Genomic DNA, 15,186 nt, shown 5'->3' on the forward strand with positions numbered 1-15,186 from the left:
CTTCAATGCTGACGATGCTGGGGGCAGAACCAAGCCGGCCCGCAGCAAAGCGGCGGGCCGGTGATCAAACAGGGAGCGAGGCTAGCCTCAGGCTTTCAGCATGCCGTCGATGGCGGCGCGCAGCAAGCGGCCCGCTTCGGCAATCTGCTCGTCCGAGACGATCAGGGCCGGTGCCAGGCGCACCACGTCCATGCCGGCGATCAGCACCATCAAGCCTTGCGCTTCGGCCGCTTTCTGGATGTCTTTCGCGCGGCCCTTGAAGGCATCGCTGACGACCAGGCCCAGCAGCAAGCCGCTGCCGCGCACGATGGAGAACACTTGCGGGTAATCCGTAATCAAGCCTTGCAGCATGGCGATGGTGTTGACGCTCGCTTCTTTCACGCGCGCCAGGAACGCTGGCGTGTTGATCGTGTCGAGCACGGTCAGGGCCACGGTGGCGGCCAGCGGATTGCCGCCGTAGGTGGTGCCGTGGGTGCCGACGGCCAGCGTTTGCGCCAGTTCATTCGTGGTCAGCATGGCGCCGATCGGGTAGCCGTTGCCCAGCGCCTTGGCGGCCGTCAGGATGTCCGGCGTGACGCCGTAGCCCATGTAGGCGAACAACGCGCCAGTGCGGCCCATGCCGCTCTGGACTTCGTCGAAAATCAAGAGGGCGCCGGTCTTGTCGCACAGGGCGCGCAGCTCCTTGAGGAATTCCGGATTGCCAGGCACCACGCCGCCTTCGCCTTGTACCGGCTCGACGATCACGGCGCACACGTCATCGCCGATGGCGGCGCGCGCCGCTTCGATGTCGTTGTAGGCGATGTGGTCGATCGACGGCGGCAGCGGCTCGAAGCCTTCCGTGTACTTGGCCTGGCCGCCGACGGACACCGTAAACAGGGTGCGGCCGTGGAAGGAGCTGAAGCACGAGATGATGCGCGACTTGTGCGCGCCGAACTTGGTGTGCGCGTACTTGCGCGCCAGCTTCAGCGCCGCTTCGTTGGCTTCCGCGCCCGAGTTGCAGAAGAAGGCGCGGTCGGCGAAGGTCGCTTCCGTCAGGGCCAGCGCCAGGCGCAGCACAGGCTCGTTCGTATAGCCGTTGCCCAAATGCCACAAATTATTGATTTGCTTGGTCAGCACGTCGACCAGGGCCGGATGGCAGTGGCCCAGGCTGTTGACGGCGATGCCGGAGGTGAAATCGAGGTAATGCTTGCCTGACTGGTCCCACAGATCCAGTCCGGAACCGCGCACGGGCACCATGGCTGCAGGAGCGTAGGTAGGAACGAGGACCTGATCAAAGGTTTCCCGGGTGACTGGACGAGCCGTTACGGTCGAATCAAGCTTGGCATTCATAGCATTTCCCCATCAATATGTTAGGTACTCCGCAGCTACGACAGCTACGTGTGTACTGCATTATAAAAAGCGGGATGCTAAAACTCTTTTGAATCTGCGACAAGGATTTTCACAATTCATCACAGCTCAATGCGTCAGGCGTCAGGCCGGCGGCATCAGCTTGCGCTGCCGTTCCTCACGGGGCGTATTGCCAAACAGGGTGCCGAACGCCGTGGAAAAGTGCGAGCCGGAGGAAAAGCCGCACATCAGGCCTACTTGCACGATGGAATAATGTGTATCAAGCAACAGTTGCCGTGAGCGCTGCAGGCGCAGTTCCAGGTAGTAGCGCGACGGCAGGCTGCCCAAGTATTGCTTGAACAGCCGCTCCAGCTGGCGCCGCGACAGGCCCACCAGGCTGGCGATGTCGTCCGTCGACAGCGGCTCCTCGATATTGGCTTCCATCAAGGTCACCGCTTCGGACAGTTTCGGCTGCAACACGCCGAAGCGCGCCTGCAGGGCAACGCGCTGGCGTTCCTCCTTGCCGCGCACCTTGTCCACGCACAAGGCTTCCTTGACGAGCGCCTGCACGTCGGCGCCAAAGATGGTTTCGATCAGGGTCAGCGAAAAGTCGATGCTGGCCGCGCCGCCGCAGCAGGTGAGGTGCGGGCCGTCGATGTCGAACAAATGCGGCGTCAGGATGGCCCGTTCCGCCTTCGCTTCCGCATCGGCATACAAGGCCCACGGCAAGGCGATGCGCACGCCATCCATGACGCCCGCGTCGGCCAGCCACAGCACGGCCGCCCCCACGCCGCCCCAGAACGGCGCCGAGCGGCAGCGCTCGATTACGGCCCGGCACAGCTCGTTGCGCAGCGGCGCCTGCGTTTCATCGGCCACCAGCAGCGCGATATGCCAGTGGCCGCCCTGCGCGGCCACCTGTTCCGGCGTGCGCACGTCCAGCTGGAACGCCTGCGGCCCCAGCGCCCGCGCGCACAGGCGCAGCGGCTGCGCCAGGCCGGCCCACGTGATCGACTCGGCATCGCCGGCATGCACCAGCAACAAACGCAACGGTTTGTCGAGGCCGATACGGGAAAGATTAGCGAAGGACATCGGCGGGCGGGATCGGGGCAAGGGCTGAGTTGCCCACATGATACCGGACTTCCGCCCCATCGAGCCCCTCATGCAAGGGCGATCCTGGCGCGGCGGAAAAAAGCGGAGCGGAAGGATATAATCACTGCCATGGGTGAACGATATTTAAAAAGTATCCGGCTGCTGGCCGAATGCATGCAAGGCTTCGAGCGGTTTTCTAGCGACTTCGTGCGCCAGTACGGCTTGACGCATGCGCAATTCGACATCATTGCCACGCTCGGCAACACCTGCGGCATGTCCTACAAGGAACTGGGCCAGAAAACCCTGATTACCAAGGGGACTTTGACGGGCGTGGTGGACCGGCTGGAACAAAAGGGGCTGGTGATACGCGAACGTTGTCCACGCGACAAGCGTTCCTATTATGTGCGCCTGAGCTGCGAGGGCGAACAGGTGTTCCATGACGTGTTCCCCAAGCTGACCAAGCAGGGCCAACAGCTGTTCGACGGCTATACCGAAGACGATTTCATGCAGTTGGAAACTACCCTGGCGGGCTTGAAGCACGCCATCGCCAACGGCCACGGCTGACCATTCACCAAGCACAGACATTCAAACAAGACAAAGGAAACCAAGTTGAAAACCACACTGCTCGAAGGCAAAAAGCCCGCACATTTCGATAAACACATCATCGGCAACCTGCTGCTCAACGCCAGCACGCCGGAACTGGTGCGCCAGGAAAAACTGATCATCGGCGTGCGCAACGAAGACGGCGAAATCTACCGCCTGATCGGCGCCACCAAGCACAACAGCTTCATGAATGCCGTCGAAGAACTGTTCGACCTGGGCTTGACCGATGAACTGGAAGACAGCGACGAGCTGGTGGAAGGCTGCGACGCGATCTTCAGCGAAGCTCTGTAGTAGCGCTGAACAGGACCTGCTGCGCGGTGCGCTTTGCGGCCTGCGATGCTCACCGGCTCGGCGCCCCCGTACTAAAGTACGGTTGCGCTTCTTAGCCACAAATCCCATCCGCTCGCAATGGTCCTGTCCAGCGCTGTGACGATCGCTGTCGTTAAAAAAAGGCATGTCAACAATATAGGCATGCCTTTTTCCGTTTACGGGGCTTTGCTTGCCTTTTGCTAAGCTGTTTGCGAAAAGATCATGGTTAAAAAGTTCCGTACGGAAATATTGCGAGTATAATTTTTTCAATGAACAGACTCGACGCCTTTAAAAGCATCGCCGCACAAGCCGCTCGTGGCGAGCTGACCTTTCCTGCCAATGTGGACGCTTCGCTCAAGCTGCAAGAGGCGCTGTCCGATCCCGACTGCCATATCGAGGCCGCCGCCAAGCTGGTGCAGGCAGACCCGCTGCTGGCCGCGCGCACGGTGGCCATTGCCAATTCGGCGGCGTTCAACCGTTCCGGCAATGAAATCACCAGCGTGCGCAACGCCGTGCAGCGGCTCGGCGTGCGTACCTTGCAATCGGTGGTGGCATCGCTGATCGTGCGCCAGCTGGGCAGCACCATCACCGATCCCGCGCTGCAGGCGAAGGCCAACCAGCTATGGGAACATACGGCCCATGTGGCGGCCCTGTCGCAGGTGCTGGCCCGCCGCGTCACCAGGGTCGATCCCGATACGGCCCTGTTTGCCGGCATCATGCATGAAGTGGGCGGGTTTTATCTGCTGTCGCGCGCGGCCGAATTCCCCGGCATCCTCGATGGCGAACCCGAGGACTGGGTCGAACATGGCGAACAGGCCATCGGCCACGGCGTCCTGGCCAAACTGAAGGTGCCGGAAGCGGTGCGGGGCGCCATCGATGCGCTGTGGGAGGGCTTGCGCGCCATCCCGCCCGAATCATTGGGCGACACCCTGCTGCTGGCAAATGATCTGGCGCCCGTCTCGTCGCCCCTCAACGAAAGCCCGGCCGCCATTGCCGTACGGGCAGCGCGCGCCGCGCGCAGCATCGATTGCCTGATTGGCGACGATGCGACCTTGTCGAGCATCATGGAAGAATCGGACGATGAAGTGCAGTCGCTGCTGAAGGTGCTCGTGCACTAGCCTGCAGGCTTCTTGCCCGCTGGCGGCGGTGCCGCCGGCTTGACCGTCTCGACGATCAGCACATGCTTGTCCATGGGCTGGGTCCCCTGCTTCTGCTGGACGACCTGCGTGGCAACCGCCTTCGTACTCAACAGGGGTTTCGGATGGCGTGGCATGAACATGGCGTACCTGCTGGAAGTGGGATGTGTCCCATCTGTGCAGCGATTATCAATTTATCAAGCCGCTATTCAAAAAAAAACCCGCTCGAAAGCGGGTAAAGTCCAAAGCTAGGGATGTCCTGAAAGAGACAGCCCTATCTTATGCGGTACGCCGCGCCGGCTCCGTGCGTTGACACACTTAGCGCGCGCATTATCCCGGCACCAGTTCCACCTCCGTTTCCTGCCAGGCACGCAGCTGCCGCACGCGGGCGAACCACGCCCCGATATGCCGGTACTGCGCCAGCGGCAGCCGCACGGCCTCGCTGTACATCAGGGGCGCGGCCACGGCGAAATCGGCCAGGGTCACATCGTCTCCGCTGAGCCAATTGCGCGCCGCCAGATGCGCGTCCAGCACGACGGCGCATTCATGCAGATCGCGCTCGCCGCGCGCCTCTTCCAGCGGGTCCGCCGGACCATTGCCCGTCATGCCTTTCCAGGCGCGCTCCCAGGCCAGCACGCTGATGGCGGGCGCGAAGTGCTGCGCGGCCCAGAACAGCCAGCGGTTGACGTCGGCGCGCGCTTGCGGCGCCTGCGGATAAAGCGTCTGGCCCGGCACCTGCTCGGCCAGGTATTGCATGATGGCGCACGATTCCCACAGCAGGAAAGCGCCGTCGGCCAGCACGGGCACCTTGCCGTTGGGGTTCAGTTCGGCCAGGCGGCGGCGGTCGTCCGCATTCATCAGGTCGACTTCGGCCAGCTCCAGAGACAGGCCGAGGTGGATCGCCGTCATCAGGGCACGGCGGGCATTCGAGGACATGGGGTGGTGGTACAGGCGCATGATAAATGGCTCCGGTGAGTGAAGAAGCCACCATCGTAGGGCCGGGCACTGACAGTTTTTGTCAGGAGCGAATATCAGGATTCGGGATCGATATCGTGGGCCTTGCGCCAGGTATCGAGCAAGGCGTGGCGGCGCGTGGGATAGCGCTCCTCATGCTGCTGCACGCTGGCGATGCGGTCGATGCGGAAATGCCGGTAATCGCCGCGCAGCTCGCACCAGGCGGCCAGCAGACGCTTGCCTTCGAAAAAGGCCAGGGCAAACGGCCACACCGTGCGCGAGGTGGCGCTGCCATACTCATCCTGATAGGCGAGCGTGAGTTTCTGTTCGTAGCGGATCGCCTCGCGCACGGGCTGCACATACCGGTCGGCCGGGTCGGCCGGCTGCGTGCCATCGGCGGGACGGCCCAGCGGCACCCACAGGCTGGTCTCGGCCATGCTGTCGCGCAAATCGCGCGGCGAGGCGGCCGCGATCTTGGCCAGGGCATTGCTGGCCGCCTGCGCCAGGCCCGCATCGCCCTGCCGGCGCACCCAGCGCGCGCCCAGCACCAGCGCTTCCAGCTCATCGGCACCGAACATCAGCGGCGGCAGGAAGGCGCCGCGGCGCAGCACATAGCCGATGCCCGCCTCGCCCTGCAGGGGCGCGCCCAGTTCGGCCAGGGTCTGGATATCGCGGTAGATCGTGCGCTCGGAAACACCGAGCTGCTGCGCCAGCTGGGCCGCCGTGACGGGCACGCGCCTGGCGCGCATGGCGTCCATCAGCAGGAACAAGCGGCCGCTGCGGCTCATGGACAGTCCTGCAAGGCCTGGTCGCCCATGACGAGGGCCGACAGGGCCGGCACGTACAGATAACCGTCGGGCGCCAGGCGAACCGCGCGCGCGCCCTCGTCCACGCCGGCGATGCCGTAGCAGCGCTGCAGGCGGGCGGCGGCCGGCCACCAGTGGACGGCGGCCTCCTGGTCGGGAAAGCGCCGGCGCACGCTCTCGGCCTGCGCCGCCACTTGCGGAAAATCGCGGTAAAAGGCGGGAGCAATGCCCAGTTCCGCGGCAAACGCCGCTTCCTGCGCCGCCGTGTCGGCCAATCGGGCCGCCAGTGCCGCCGTTTCACTGCCGATGTCCTCAGCCGCCACGCCCGCCTCGGCCAGGGTGCGGCGCATCTGTGCCGGGCTCGCCTGCGCACGCAGGAAAGCCGATTCCTGCAGCGCCAGCACGGCGTCTGCGGGAATGTGCTTGCGGTAAGCCGCCGGGAAGACATACAGGGCGCAGCTGCCCGCGCACACGGTGTCGATGGCAATATCCCATTGCTGCCGGCGCAGATAGCGGCCCAGCTGCATGGCCGCCAGCGCATCGCCACCCTCGCTATTGACGCGCAACAGCGTCGTCCCCGGCACAGCCAGCAGCCGCAGCTTGTCCACGTCGCCCTCGGCAATCGGGCCGCGCAGGGCGATGGCGCCGCTGTCCGCGCGGCTCAATTGCGCGGCACTGGCCAATGTGCCGATGCCTGCCATGATGCCCATCACTATCAAACGCTTCATTGTCATCCACCATAAAAAAAACGACCACCGCAAACGGTGATCGTTCCTCATTCGACCTGCAAAAAACCTGCGCTTACACCACGGCGCCGTCGGTTTCGTCTTTTTCCTTGATCGGCTTGATCAAGTCTTCGCGCTTGACGCCCAGCCACATGGCGATCGAGGCAGCGACGAACACGGACGAATAAATACCGAAGCAGATACCGATGGTCAGCGCCAGTGCAAAGTGGTGCAGGGTCTGGCCGCCGAAGACCAGCATCGACAGCACCATCATCTGGGTCGAGCCGTGGGTGATGATGGTACGTGAAATGGTGCTGGTGATCGCGTTGTCGATCACTTCATGCACGGAAGCCTTGCGCTGCTTGCGGAAGTTTTCGCGGATACGGTCAAAGATCACCACCGATTCGTTGACGGAATAGCCGAGCACCGCCAGGATCGCCGCCAGCACCGTCAGCGAGAATTCCCATTCGAAGAAGGCGAAGAAGCCCAGGATGATCACCACGTCATGCAAGTTGGCGATAATGGCCGAGACAGCGTATTTCCATTCGAAGCGGATGGCCAGGTAGATCATCACGCCGATAATCACCACCACCAGCGCGTTCAAGCCGTTCTGCGCCAGTTCCTCGCCCACTTGCGGGCCGACGAATTCAACCTTCTGCAGTACCACCGCTTCATTGCCGGCGGTGTCCATGCACGCGCTCTTGAGCACATGTTCGCCCTTGGCGGTGACGGTGTCGATGGCCTTGGTCGTGCCCTGCTCGGCCTTGCACAGCGATTCGAACACGCGCTGCGAGGTATTTGCGGCGCTGACGCCATTTTCCACCGGCAGGCGGATCATCACGTCGCGCGCCGTATCGAAGCTGGTCACGCCCGGCTCTTCATAGCCCATGGCGATCAGGGTGCCGCGTATGCCTTCAAGATTGGCCGCCTTCGGGTATTTCACCTCCATCAGCGTGCCGCCCTTGAATTCGACGGACAGGTGCAAGCCCTTGTGCACCAGGAAGAAGACGGCGGCAAGGAAGGTCACGGCCGAAATCACGTTGAAAATCAACGCATGGCGCATGAAGGGAATATCTTTTTTAATCCGGAAAAATTCCATGAAATCCTCTGAGTTCTATTCTGTGCGTCCGGCAGCTGTGCCACCGGACGCGATCGCTGTTGTCGCTATTGGGTAAGGCTGGGCCGTCGCTTATTTGCTGGTGCCCGGCACCCACACCGTGCCGATCGACAAGGTCGTCAGCTTTTTCTTGCGGCCATACCAGAGGTTGACCACGCCGCGCGACACGAACACGGAGGAGAACATCGAGGTCAGGATGCCCAGGCAATGCACGACAGCGAAGCCGCGCACGGGACCGCTGCCGAAGGCCAGCAGCGCCAGGCCGACGATCAGGGTGGTCACGTTCGAGTCCAGAATCGTGGCCCAGGCACGGTCGAAGCCGGCGGCGATCGCCGCTTGCGGCGTATTGCCGGCGCGCAGCTCTTCACGGATACGTTCATTGATCAGCACGTTGGCGTCAATCGCCATGCCCAGCGCCAGCGCGATAGCGGCGATACCTGGCAAGGTCAAGGTCACCTGGATCATCGACAGCAAGCCGACCAGCAACAGCAGGTTGGTGGCCAGGGCCAGCACGCTGAAGGCGCCGAACAGCATGTAGTAGGCGATCATGAAGATGGCGATGGCGATGAAGCCGTACAAGGTCGAGTGGAAGCCCTTGGCGATGTTTTCCGCGCCCAGCTGCGGTCCGATCGTGCGTTCCTCGATGACGGTCATCGGTGCGGACAGGGCTCCCGAGCGCAGCAGCAGCGCCAGTTCATTCGCGTTTTCCGCGCCGCCCATGCCCGTGATCTGGAAGCGCGAACCGAGTTCCTGCTGGATGGTCGCCACCGACAGCACTTCCGGCTTGCCCTTTTCAAACAGCACGATGGCCATGCGCTTGCCCACGCGTTCGCGCGTCGCTTCGCGCATCTTGCGTCCGCCGTCGCCGTTCAGGTCGATCGACACGGCCGCTTGCTGGTTCTGGTCGAAGCTGGCCGTGGCGCTGGAGATATAGTCGCCCGTCAGGATCACGTCTTTCGCCAGCACGACAGGGACGCCCTTGCCGACGGTGAACAGTTCCGAGTTGAACGGGATGGCGCTCGACAGTTCGGTGCCAGGCACGATGGTTTCATCGACCAGGCGCACTTCCAGCGTCGCCGTGCGGCCGATGATGGCTTTCGCGCGGGCCACGTCCTGCACGCCAGGCAGTTGCACCACGATGCGGTCGGGACCTTGCTGCTGGATCAGCGGCTCGGCCACGCCCAGCTCGTTGACGCGCTTGGACAGGGTGGAGATATTCTGTTTTACGCCTTCGTCGATGGTCGCCTTCAGGGCGGCCGGCTTCAGGGTGATGTTCAATTTCAAATCGCTGCCTTCGCCCGCATCGGCGAACGCCAGTTCCGACATCTGGTCGGACAGCACATTTTTTGCCTTCAGGCGCGTTTCCGCGTCGCGGAAGTTGATCTGCACGCTGTCGCCCACGCGCTCGATGCCCGCATGGCGGATATTTTTGTCACGCAACACGCTACGCGCGGCGGACTGGACGCCCTGGACTTTCTTGTTCAATACTGCTTTTGCATCGACCTGCATCAGGAAGTGCACGCCGCCGCGCAAGTCCAGGCCCAGGAACATGGGCAAGGCATGCAATTTTTGCATCCACATCGGGGTATTGGCTTGCAGGTTGACCGTCACGATGTACGCGGGGTCGCTGGCATCGGGATTGAGGTCCTTTTCCAGCACCAGTTTCGCCTTGAACTGGGTATCGGGATCGGCGAAACGCACGCGCACGGAGGCGAGGTTGCCGGCGCCATCCATGGTGACACCTTCCGACTTGACGTTCTCTTTCGTCAATATTTGCTCGACTTGCGTCATCAGCTCGCCCGTCACCTTGACGGTCGACTTGCCGCTGGTTACTTGCAGCGCCGGTGACTCACCGAAATAATTGGGTGCCGTATAAAGTGCGCCCAGCAATAAGGCGACGACGATGATGATGTATTTCCAGGCAGGATAGCGATTCATATTGATTCAGCGTTCAGTGTTGAGCGTCGGAGGCGTCGCGAGGGGCGGCGGGTAGCCGCCCCGTTCAATCATTGCCGGGGCAATGACAGCGAGGAATTACAGCGCCTTCAGGGTGCCTTTAGGCAGCAAGGTGGTAATGGAGCTCTTTTGCACCGTGATTTCGGTGCCGGTCGCCACTTCGATGGTGACGTAAGCGTCCACTACCTTGACAACACGGCCCAGCATACCGCCGGCGGTGACGACTTCGTCACCCTTGGCCAGCGCGTCCATCATCGCCCGTTGTTCTTTGGCGCGTTTTTGCTGTGGACGGATCATCAGGAAATACATGACCACGAACATCAATACCAGCGGCAGGAAGCTGGTCAGGTTGCCGCCGAGGCCCAGGGCGTCGGTTGGGGCTTGCGCATAAGCGTTGGAAATGAAAAACACGGTGACTCCAGTTCTAATCAGTTTGAAAAAATAGCGCTGTATTCTAGCATTGGCAATCCGCCAAGCCCCCAATTGCAGGCATGGCAGCTTCAAATGGGGCTAAAAAGGCATTATGCAATGCTTTCTCGCCCCCGTCCAAGCACCAATACACAAAACTTCCGGCCATGCTGCCGCCAGGGCGCAAGCTAAGGTTTTCTTAAGTTCCGCGTGCGCGTTCCGCATGGAATTGCAGCGTAAACGCGTGGAAACGGTCTTCGTCCAGCGCTTCGCGCATCTGGCGCATCAGGTCCAGGTAGTAATGCAGGTTGTGGATGGTATTGAGGCGCGCGCCGAGGATTTCCTTGGAGCGGTGCAGATGGTGCAGGTAGGCGCGCGAGAAGTTGCGGCAAGCGTAGCAGCTGCACGTTTCGTCCAGCGGCGCCTGGTCTTCCTTGTACTTGGCATTCTTGATCTTGATGTCGCCAAAACGGGTGAACAGCCAGCCATTGCGGGCGTTACGCGTCGGCATGACGCAGTCGAACATGTCGATGCCGTTCGACACGCCCGCCACCAGGTCTTCCGGCGTGCCCACGCCCATCAGGTAATGGGGCTTGTTGGCCGGCAGGCGCGGACCCACGTGGGCCAGCATGCGCATCATGTCTTCCTTCGGCTCGCCGACGGACAGGCCGCCGATGGCGATGCCGGGGAAGTCGATCTCTTCGAGCTTGGCCAGCGACTCGTCGCGCAGCATTTCGAACATGCCGCCCTGCACGATGCCGAACAGCGCATTCGGGTTTTCGCCGCGGTGGAACTCATCCTTCGAGCGCTGCGCCCAGCGCAAGGACATGCGCATGGACTTGGCCGCTTCCTCGATGGTGGCCGGGCGGCCCTGAATTTCGTACGGCGTGCATTCGTCGAACTGCATGACGATGTCGGAATTCAAGACGCGCTGCACCTGCATCGACACTTCCGGCGACAGGAACAGTTTATCGCCGTTGATGGGCGAATTGAAATGCACGCCCTCTTCCGTGATCTTGCGCATGGCGCCCAGCGAAAATACCTGGAATCCGCCCGAATCCGTCAGGATCGGCTTGTTCCAGCCCATGAAACCGTGCAAGCCGCCGAATTTTTCCATGACGGTGTTTCCTGGACGCAACCACAGATGAAAAGTGTTGCCCAAAATAATCTGCGCGTCGATCTCGTTGAGTTCCAGCGGCGACATGGCTTTCACGGAGCCGTAAGTGCCCACTGGCATGAAGATCGGCGTCTGCACGACGCCATGGTTGAGTTTCAAGGTGCCGCGGCGTGCCTTGGTCAGGCCGCTCGTGTCGGTCTTGAGTAATGTAAATTCCAGCATGGTCAGTCTTTCACGGGAGTATCAAGGTTCAGTGCGGCGCGCGATTGCGTGGTGAGCAGCATCGCATCGCCATAGCTGAAGAAACGGTAGTTCTGCGCGATCGCATGCGCGTAGGCGTTGCGGATCGGCTCATAGCCGGCAAAGGCCGACACCAGCATCAGCAGGGTCGACTTCGGCAAATGGAAGTTGGTAATCAGGCGCGTCACCGTTTTAAAGGCATAGCCGGGCGTGATGAACAGGGCCGTATCGGCGCTGCCCGCCACCAGCTGGCCGCTTTGCGAGGCCGATTCCAGCGCGCGCAGGCTGGTCGTGCCGACGGCGACCACGTCGCGCCCGGCCTGCTGCGCGGCGCGCACGGCGTCGACGGTTTCCTGCGGCATGGTGTACCACTCGGTATGCATCTTGTGTTCGGCCAGCACTTCCGTGCGCACGGGCTGGAAGGTGCCGGCGCCCACGTGCAGGGTCACATAGGCAAAGTTGACGCCCTTGGCCTTCAATTGGTCGAGCAGGGCCTGGTCGAAATGCAGGCCCGCCGTCGGCGCGGCGACAGCGCCCGGCACCTTGTTGAAGACCGTCTGGTAGCGCGTTTCGTCGAATTCGTCCGCATCGTGCTCGATGTAGGGCGGCAGCGGCAAGCGGCCATGCGCCTCGATCAGTTCGAACACGTCGGCCTCGAAGTGCAAGGTAAAGAATTCGCCGGCGCGCTGGCCGACCGTCACGTCGAAGGCGTCGGCCAGGCGGATACGGCAGCCGGGCGGCGGCGACTTCGACGCGCGCACCTGGGCCAGCACGGTGCGGTCATCGAGTACGCGCTCGACCAGCGCCTCGATCTTGCCGCCACTTTCCTTGACGCCAAAGAAGCGCGCCTTGAGTACGCGCGTATCGTTCATCACCAGCAGGTCGCCCGCGGCTAGCTGTCCTACGATGTCGGCGAACTGGCGGTCGACCACGGTCTCGCCGTCCAGATGCAACAGGCGCGAGGCGCTGCGCTCGGCCAACGGAGTTTGCGCAATGTTTTCTTGCGGCAAATTAAAATCGAAATCGGAAAGCGAATACATGCGTTTTGCTTCAAAAGTACGTCAAAAATGATTAGGAGTGCGCAATGGAACATCTGGCACTATACTGTGCGCCTATACAGGCATTACAATAATCCGCCGCAACAACTACGACTGCGGTACGCACAGGGTGTGCCGGACAACCCTCTATTTTACGCTAGCGGCACCAAAACCTTGCATATGTCCGATCCCAAGCCCGATCTTCCTCCCACAGCCAAGCCGGCCGCGAAGCCGAAAGCCGCCAAAAAAGTGGTCAGCACGGAAAGCCGGCTGGCCAAACTGGGCTTGCGCACGGATATGGACCTGGTGCTGCACCTGCCGATGCGCTACGAGGACGAAACCAAGGTCTACACCATCCGCGACGCCTGCCTGCGCGGCGGCGAGTCGTGGCAAGTGGAAGGCATCGTCACCAAGTGCGAAGTCAATTTCAAGCCGCGCAAGCAATTGCTCGTGACAATCGCCGACGAAACGGGCAATTTGCTGCTGCGCTTCATGAATTTCTACGGCAGCCAGGTCAAGCAGCTGGCCGAAGGCACGCGGGTGCGCGCGCGCGCCGAACTCAAGCACGGCTTTTTCGGCGCCGAGATGGTGCACCCGACGTACAAGGTGGTCAACGAGGGCGCGCCGCTGCCCACGGCGCTCACGCCCGTGTATCCGTCCGGCGAAGGCCTGTCGCAGCACGTGCTGCGCCGCGAAATCGCCGACGCCATGCGCCGCATCGACTGGCAGGACACCTTACCGGACCAGCTGCTGCGCGAGATGCAGCTGTCGCCGTTCCGCGCCGCCGTGCACCTACTGCACTATCCGCCGCAGGACATCGATGAAAGCGCGCTGATGGACCGCTCGCACCCGGCCTGGGTGCGCATGAAGTTCGATGAACTGCTGGCGCAGCAACTGTCGCTCAAACGCGCCCAGCGCGCGCGCCGCTCGAAAGGCGCGGCGTCCCTGCCCATCGTCGGCCCCCTGTCGGAAGCCTTCGGCGCCGCCCTGCCCTTCAAGCTGACGGGCGCGCAGGCGCGCGTGCTCGAGGAAATCCGCGCCGACCTGCGCCAGCCGTATCCGATGCAGCGCTTGCTGCAGGGCGACGTCGGCAGCGGCAAGACGGTCGTGGCGGCCCTGTCCGCCACGCAGGCGATCGACAGCGGCTACCAGGCCGCGCTGATGGCGCCCACGGAGATTCTGGCCGAGCAGCACTTCCGCAAGATCGCCGCCTGGATGGAACCGCTGGGCGTGAAGGTGGCGTGGCTGACGGGCAGCCTGAAGAAAAAGGAAAAGACGGCGGCGCTGGCCCTGATCGAATCAGGCGAAGCGCAGCTGGTGATCGGCACGCATGCGCTGATCCAGGATAACGTGCTGTTTGCCAAACTGGGCCTGGTGATCGTCGACGAGCAGCACCGCTTCGGCGTGGGCCAGCGCCTGACCCTGCGCAACAAGGGCGACAGCGCGGCCGTGCCGCACCAGCTGATGATGTCGGCCACGCCCATCCCGCGCACCCTGGCCATGACGTATTACGCCGACCTGGAAGTGTCCGTGATCGACGAGCTGCCGCCCGGCCGCAGCCCCATCGTCACGCGCGCCATCGACCAGAACCGGCGCGACGAAGTCATCGCCCGCGTGTATGCGGCCGCGCTGGAAGGCCGGCAGGTGTACTGGGTCTGCCCGCTGATAGAGGAATCGGAAGCGCTGCAGCTGCAGACGGCCACCGACACCTACATGATGCTGGCCGAAGCCCTGCCCGCGCTGCAGGTGGGCCTCGTGCACGGCCGCCTGAAACCGGCGGAAAAACAGGAAGTGATGGACGCTTTCATCGCCGGCCATATCCACGTGCTGGTGGCCACCACCGTCATCGAGGTGGGGGTCGACGTGCCGAACGCCTCGCTGATGGTGATCGAGCACGCCGAGCGCTTCGGCCTGTCGCAGCTGCACCAGCTGCGCGGCCGCGTGGGCCGAGGCTCGGCGGCCAGCGTCTGCCTGCTGCTGTACCAGGGACCGCTGGGCGGCGTGGCGCGCCAGCGCTTGATGACCATGCGCGAAACGACGGACGGTTTTGAAATCGCCCGCCGCGACCTGGAAATCCGCGGTCCCGGGGAATTCCTCGGCGCGCGCCAGTCCGGCCAGGCCATGCTGCGCTTCGCCGACCTGGAAACGGACCAATGGCTGGTCGACCAGGCCCGCGACGTGGCGCACGACCTGCTGCACGCCACCACGGCGGCCGCCGCAGCCACCGTGGAAGCGCACCTGGCGCGCTGGCTGGGTGGCAAGGAAGAGTTTTTGAAGGTGTAATCCGGTATTGCTTTCAGGTGCTGTCGGATTACGCGCTGCGCGCTAATCCGACCTACGCAAAAAGACACCGCCATAGGTCG

Annotated in this window: 15 protein-coding genes; 4 read left to right on the top strand and 11 right to left on the bottom strand. The window is 62.6% G+C overall.

Translation table 11 applies throughout. The features are described from left to right. Positions 1 to 87: 87 nt before the first annotated feature. Positions 88 to 1,329 (bottom strand): acetylornithine/succinylornithine family transaminase, encoded by a 1,242-nt coding sequence (astC, locus tag JAB4_RS28310; protein WP_070220673.1) that lies wholly within the window; start codon positions 1,327 to 1,329, stop codon positions 88 to 90. 141 nt (positions 1,330 to 1,470) lie between these two features. Then, a complete protein-coding gene (locus JAB4_RS28315; protein WP_070220675.1) occupies positions 1,471 to 2,415 on the bottom strand; it encodes a helix-turn-helix domain-containing protein in 945 nt (314 codons plus the stop codon). A gap of 129 nt (positions 2,416 to 2,544) precedes the next feature. Here JAB4_RS28315 and JAB4_RS28320 point away from each other — a divergent pair, with 129 nt between their 5' ends. The 3 genes from JAB4_RS28320 (at position 2,545) to JAB4_RS28330 (ending at position 4,445) form a co-directional block, all read left to right on the top strand. Continuing rightward, on the top strand, positions 2,545 to 2,979 hold the full coding sequence (locus JAB4_RS28320) for a MarR family transcriptional regulator (protein ID WP_070220677.1): 435 nt from the start codon (positions 2,545 to 2,547) through the stop codon (positions 2,977 to 2,979). A gap of 45 nt (positions 2,980 to 3,024) precedes the next feature. Further along, entirely contained in the window at positions 3,025 to 3,309 is a 285-nt protein-coding gene (locus JAB4_RS28325) for a hypothetical protein (protein ID WP_070220679.1), read from the top strand. Positions 3,310 to 3,596: 287 nt separating this feature from the next. Then, positions 3,597 to 4,445 (top strand): HDOD domain-containing protein, encoded by an 849-nt coding sequence (locus JAB4_RS28330; protein ID WP_070220681.1) that lies wholly within the window; start codon positions 3,597 to 3,599, stop codon positions 4,443 to 4,445. Here the strand turns inward: JAB4_RS28330 and JAB4_RS30990 are convergent. From JAB4_RS30990 to queA, 9 genes are all read right to left on the bottom strand, one after another. Continuing rightward, positions 4,442 to 4,576 carry a hypothetical protein gene (locus JAB4_RS30990; RefSeq protein ID WP_265334693.1) on the bottom strand — a complete coding sequence of 45 codons (135 nt, stop codon included), beginning with the start codon at positions 4,574 to 4,576 and terminating at the stop codon, positions 4,442 to 4,444. The genes JAB4_RS28330 and JAB4_RS30990 overlap by 4 nt on opposite strands. 217 nt (positions 4,577 to 4,793) lie before the next feature. Continuing rightward, positions 4,794 to 5,420, bottom strand: a complete 627-nt coding sequence (locus JAB4_RS28335) for a glutathione S-transferase family protein (protein WP_070220683.1) — start codon at positions 5,418 to 5,420, stop codon at positions 4,794 to 4,796. Between the two features lie 74 nt (positions 5,421 to 5,494). After that, positions 5,495 to 6,205 carry a YafY family protein gene (locus JAB4_RS28340; RefSeq protein WP_070220685.1) on the bottom strand — a complete coding sequence of 237 codons (711 nt, stop codon included), beginning with the start codon at positions 6,203 to 6,205 and terminating at the stop codon, positions 5,495 to 5,497. Next, positions 6,202 to 6,951: a hypothetical protein gene (locus tag JAB4_RS28345; protein ID WP_139143577.1), complete on the bottom strand. Its 750-nt coding sequence runs from the start codon at positions 6,949 to 6,951 to the stop codon at positions 6,202 to 6,204. The genes JAB4_RS28340 and JAB4_RS28345 overlap by 4 nt, the downstream gene beginning before the upstream one ends. Before the next feature lie 73 nt (positions 6,952 to 7,024). Then, a complete protein-coding gene (secF, locus tag JAB4_RS28350; RefSeq protein WP_070220687.1) occupies positions 7,025 to 8,047 on the bottom strand; it encodes a protein translocase subunit SecF in 1,023 nt (340 codons plus the stop codon). 90 nt (positions 8,048 to 8,137) lie between these two features. Continuing rightward, positions 8,138 to 10,003, bottom strand: a complete 1,866-nt coding sequence (secD, locus tag JAB4_RS28355) for a protein translocase subunit SecD (protein ID WP_070220688.1) — start codon at positions 10,001 to 10,003, stop codon at positions 8,138 to 8,140. A gap of 96 nt (positions 10,004 to 10,099) precedes the next feature. Next, entirely contained in the window at positions 10,100 to 10,432 is a 333-nt protein-coding gene (gene yajC / locus JAB4_RS28360; RefSeq protein WP_034745505.1) for a preprotein translocase subunit YajC, read from the bottom strand. A 196-nt stretch (positions 10,433 to 10,628) separates the two neighbouring features. Beyond that, entirely contained in the window at positions 10,629 to 11,768 is a 1,140-nt protein-coding gene (tgt, locus tag JAB4_RS28365) for a tRNA guanosine(34) transglycosylase Tgt (protein ID WP_034745502.1), read from the bottom strand. 2 nt (positions 11,769 to 11,770) lie between these two features. Continuing rightward, a complete protein-coding gene (queA, locus tag JAB4_RS28370; protein WP_070220691.1) occupies positions 11,771 to 12,826 on the bottom strand; it encodes a tRNA preQ1(34) S-adenosylmethionine ribosyltransferase-isomerase QueA in 1,056 nt (351 codons plus the stop codon). A gap of 177 nt (positions 12,827 to 13,003) precedes the next feature. On the opposite strand from queA, the gene recG reads away from it, so the two are divergent. Continuing rightward, positions 13,004 to 15,106, top strand: a complete 2,103-nt coding sequence (gene recG / locus JAB4_RS28375) for an ATP-dependent DNA helicase RecG (RefSeq protein ID WP_070220693.1) — start codon at positions 13,004 to 13,006, stop codon at positions 15,104 to 15,106. Positions 15,107 to 15,186 lie beyond the last annotated feature (80 nt).

This window comes from Janthinobacterium sp. HH102 (assembly GCF_001758625.2).
Classification (GTDB): Bacteria; Pseudomonadota; Gammaproteobacteria; order Burkholderiales; family Burkholderiaceae_D; genus Janthinobacterium.

What these genes read in the sequence shown, in the direction of transcription:
- astC (WP_070220673.1), bottom strand. Translation starts at nt 1,329, where the DNA reads ATGAATGCCAAGCTTGATTCGACCGTAACGGCTCGTCCAGTCACCCGG.
- JAB4_RS28315 (WP_070220675.1), bottom strand. Translation starts at nt 2,415, where the DNA reads ATGTCCTTCGCTAATCTTTCCCGTATCGGCCTCGACAAACCGTTGCGT.
- JAB4_RS28320 (WP_070220677.1), top strand. Translation starts at nt 2,545, where the DNA reads ATGGGTGAACGATATTTAAAAAGTATCCGGCTGCTGGCCGAATGCATG.
- JAB4_RS28330 (WP_070220681.1), top strand. Translation starts at nt 3,597, where the DNA reads ATGAACAGACTCGACGCCTTTAAAAGCATCGCCGCACAAGCCGCTCGT.
- JAB4_RS28335 (WP_070220683.1), bottom strand. Translation starts at nt 5,420, where the DNA reads ATGCGCCTGTACCACCACCCCATGTCCTCGAATGCCCGCCGTGCCCTG.
- JAB4_RS28340 (WP_070220685.1), bottom strand. Translation starts at nt 6,205, where the DNA reads ATGAGCCGCAGCGGCCGCTTGTTCCTGCTGATGGACGCCATGCGCGCC.
- JAB4_RS28345 (WP_139143577.1), bottom strand. Translation starts at nt 6,951, where the DNA reads ATGAAGCGTTTGATAGTGATGGGCATCATGGCAGGCATCGGCACATTG.
- secF (WP_070220687.1), bottom strand. Translation starts at nt 8,047, where the DNA reads ATGGAATTTTTCCGGATTAAAAAAGATATTCCCTTCATGCGCCATGCG.
- secD (WP_070220688.1), bottom strand. Translation starts at nt 10,003, where the DNA reads ATGAATCGCTATCCTGCCTGGAAATACATCATCATCGTCGTCGCCTTA.
- tgt (WP_034745502.1), bottom strand. Translation starts at nt 11,768, where the DNA reads ATGCTGGAATTTACATTACTCAAGACCGACACGAGCGGCCTGACCAAG.
- queA (WP_070220691.1), bottom strand. Translation starts at nt 12,826, where the DNA reads ATGTATTCGCTTTCCGATTTCGATTTTAATTTGCCGCAAGAAAACATT.
- recG (WP_070220693.1), top strand. Translation starts at nt 13,004, where the DNA reads ATGTCCGATCCCAAGCCCGATCTTCCTCCCACAGCCAAGCCGGCCGCG.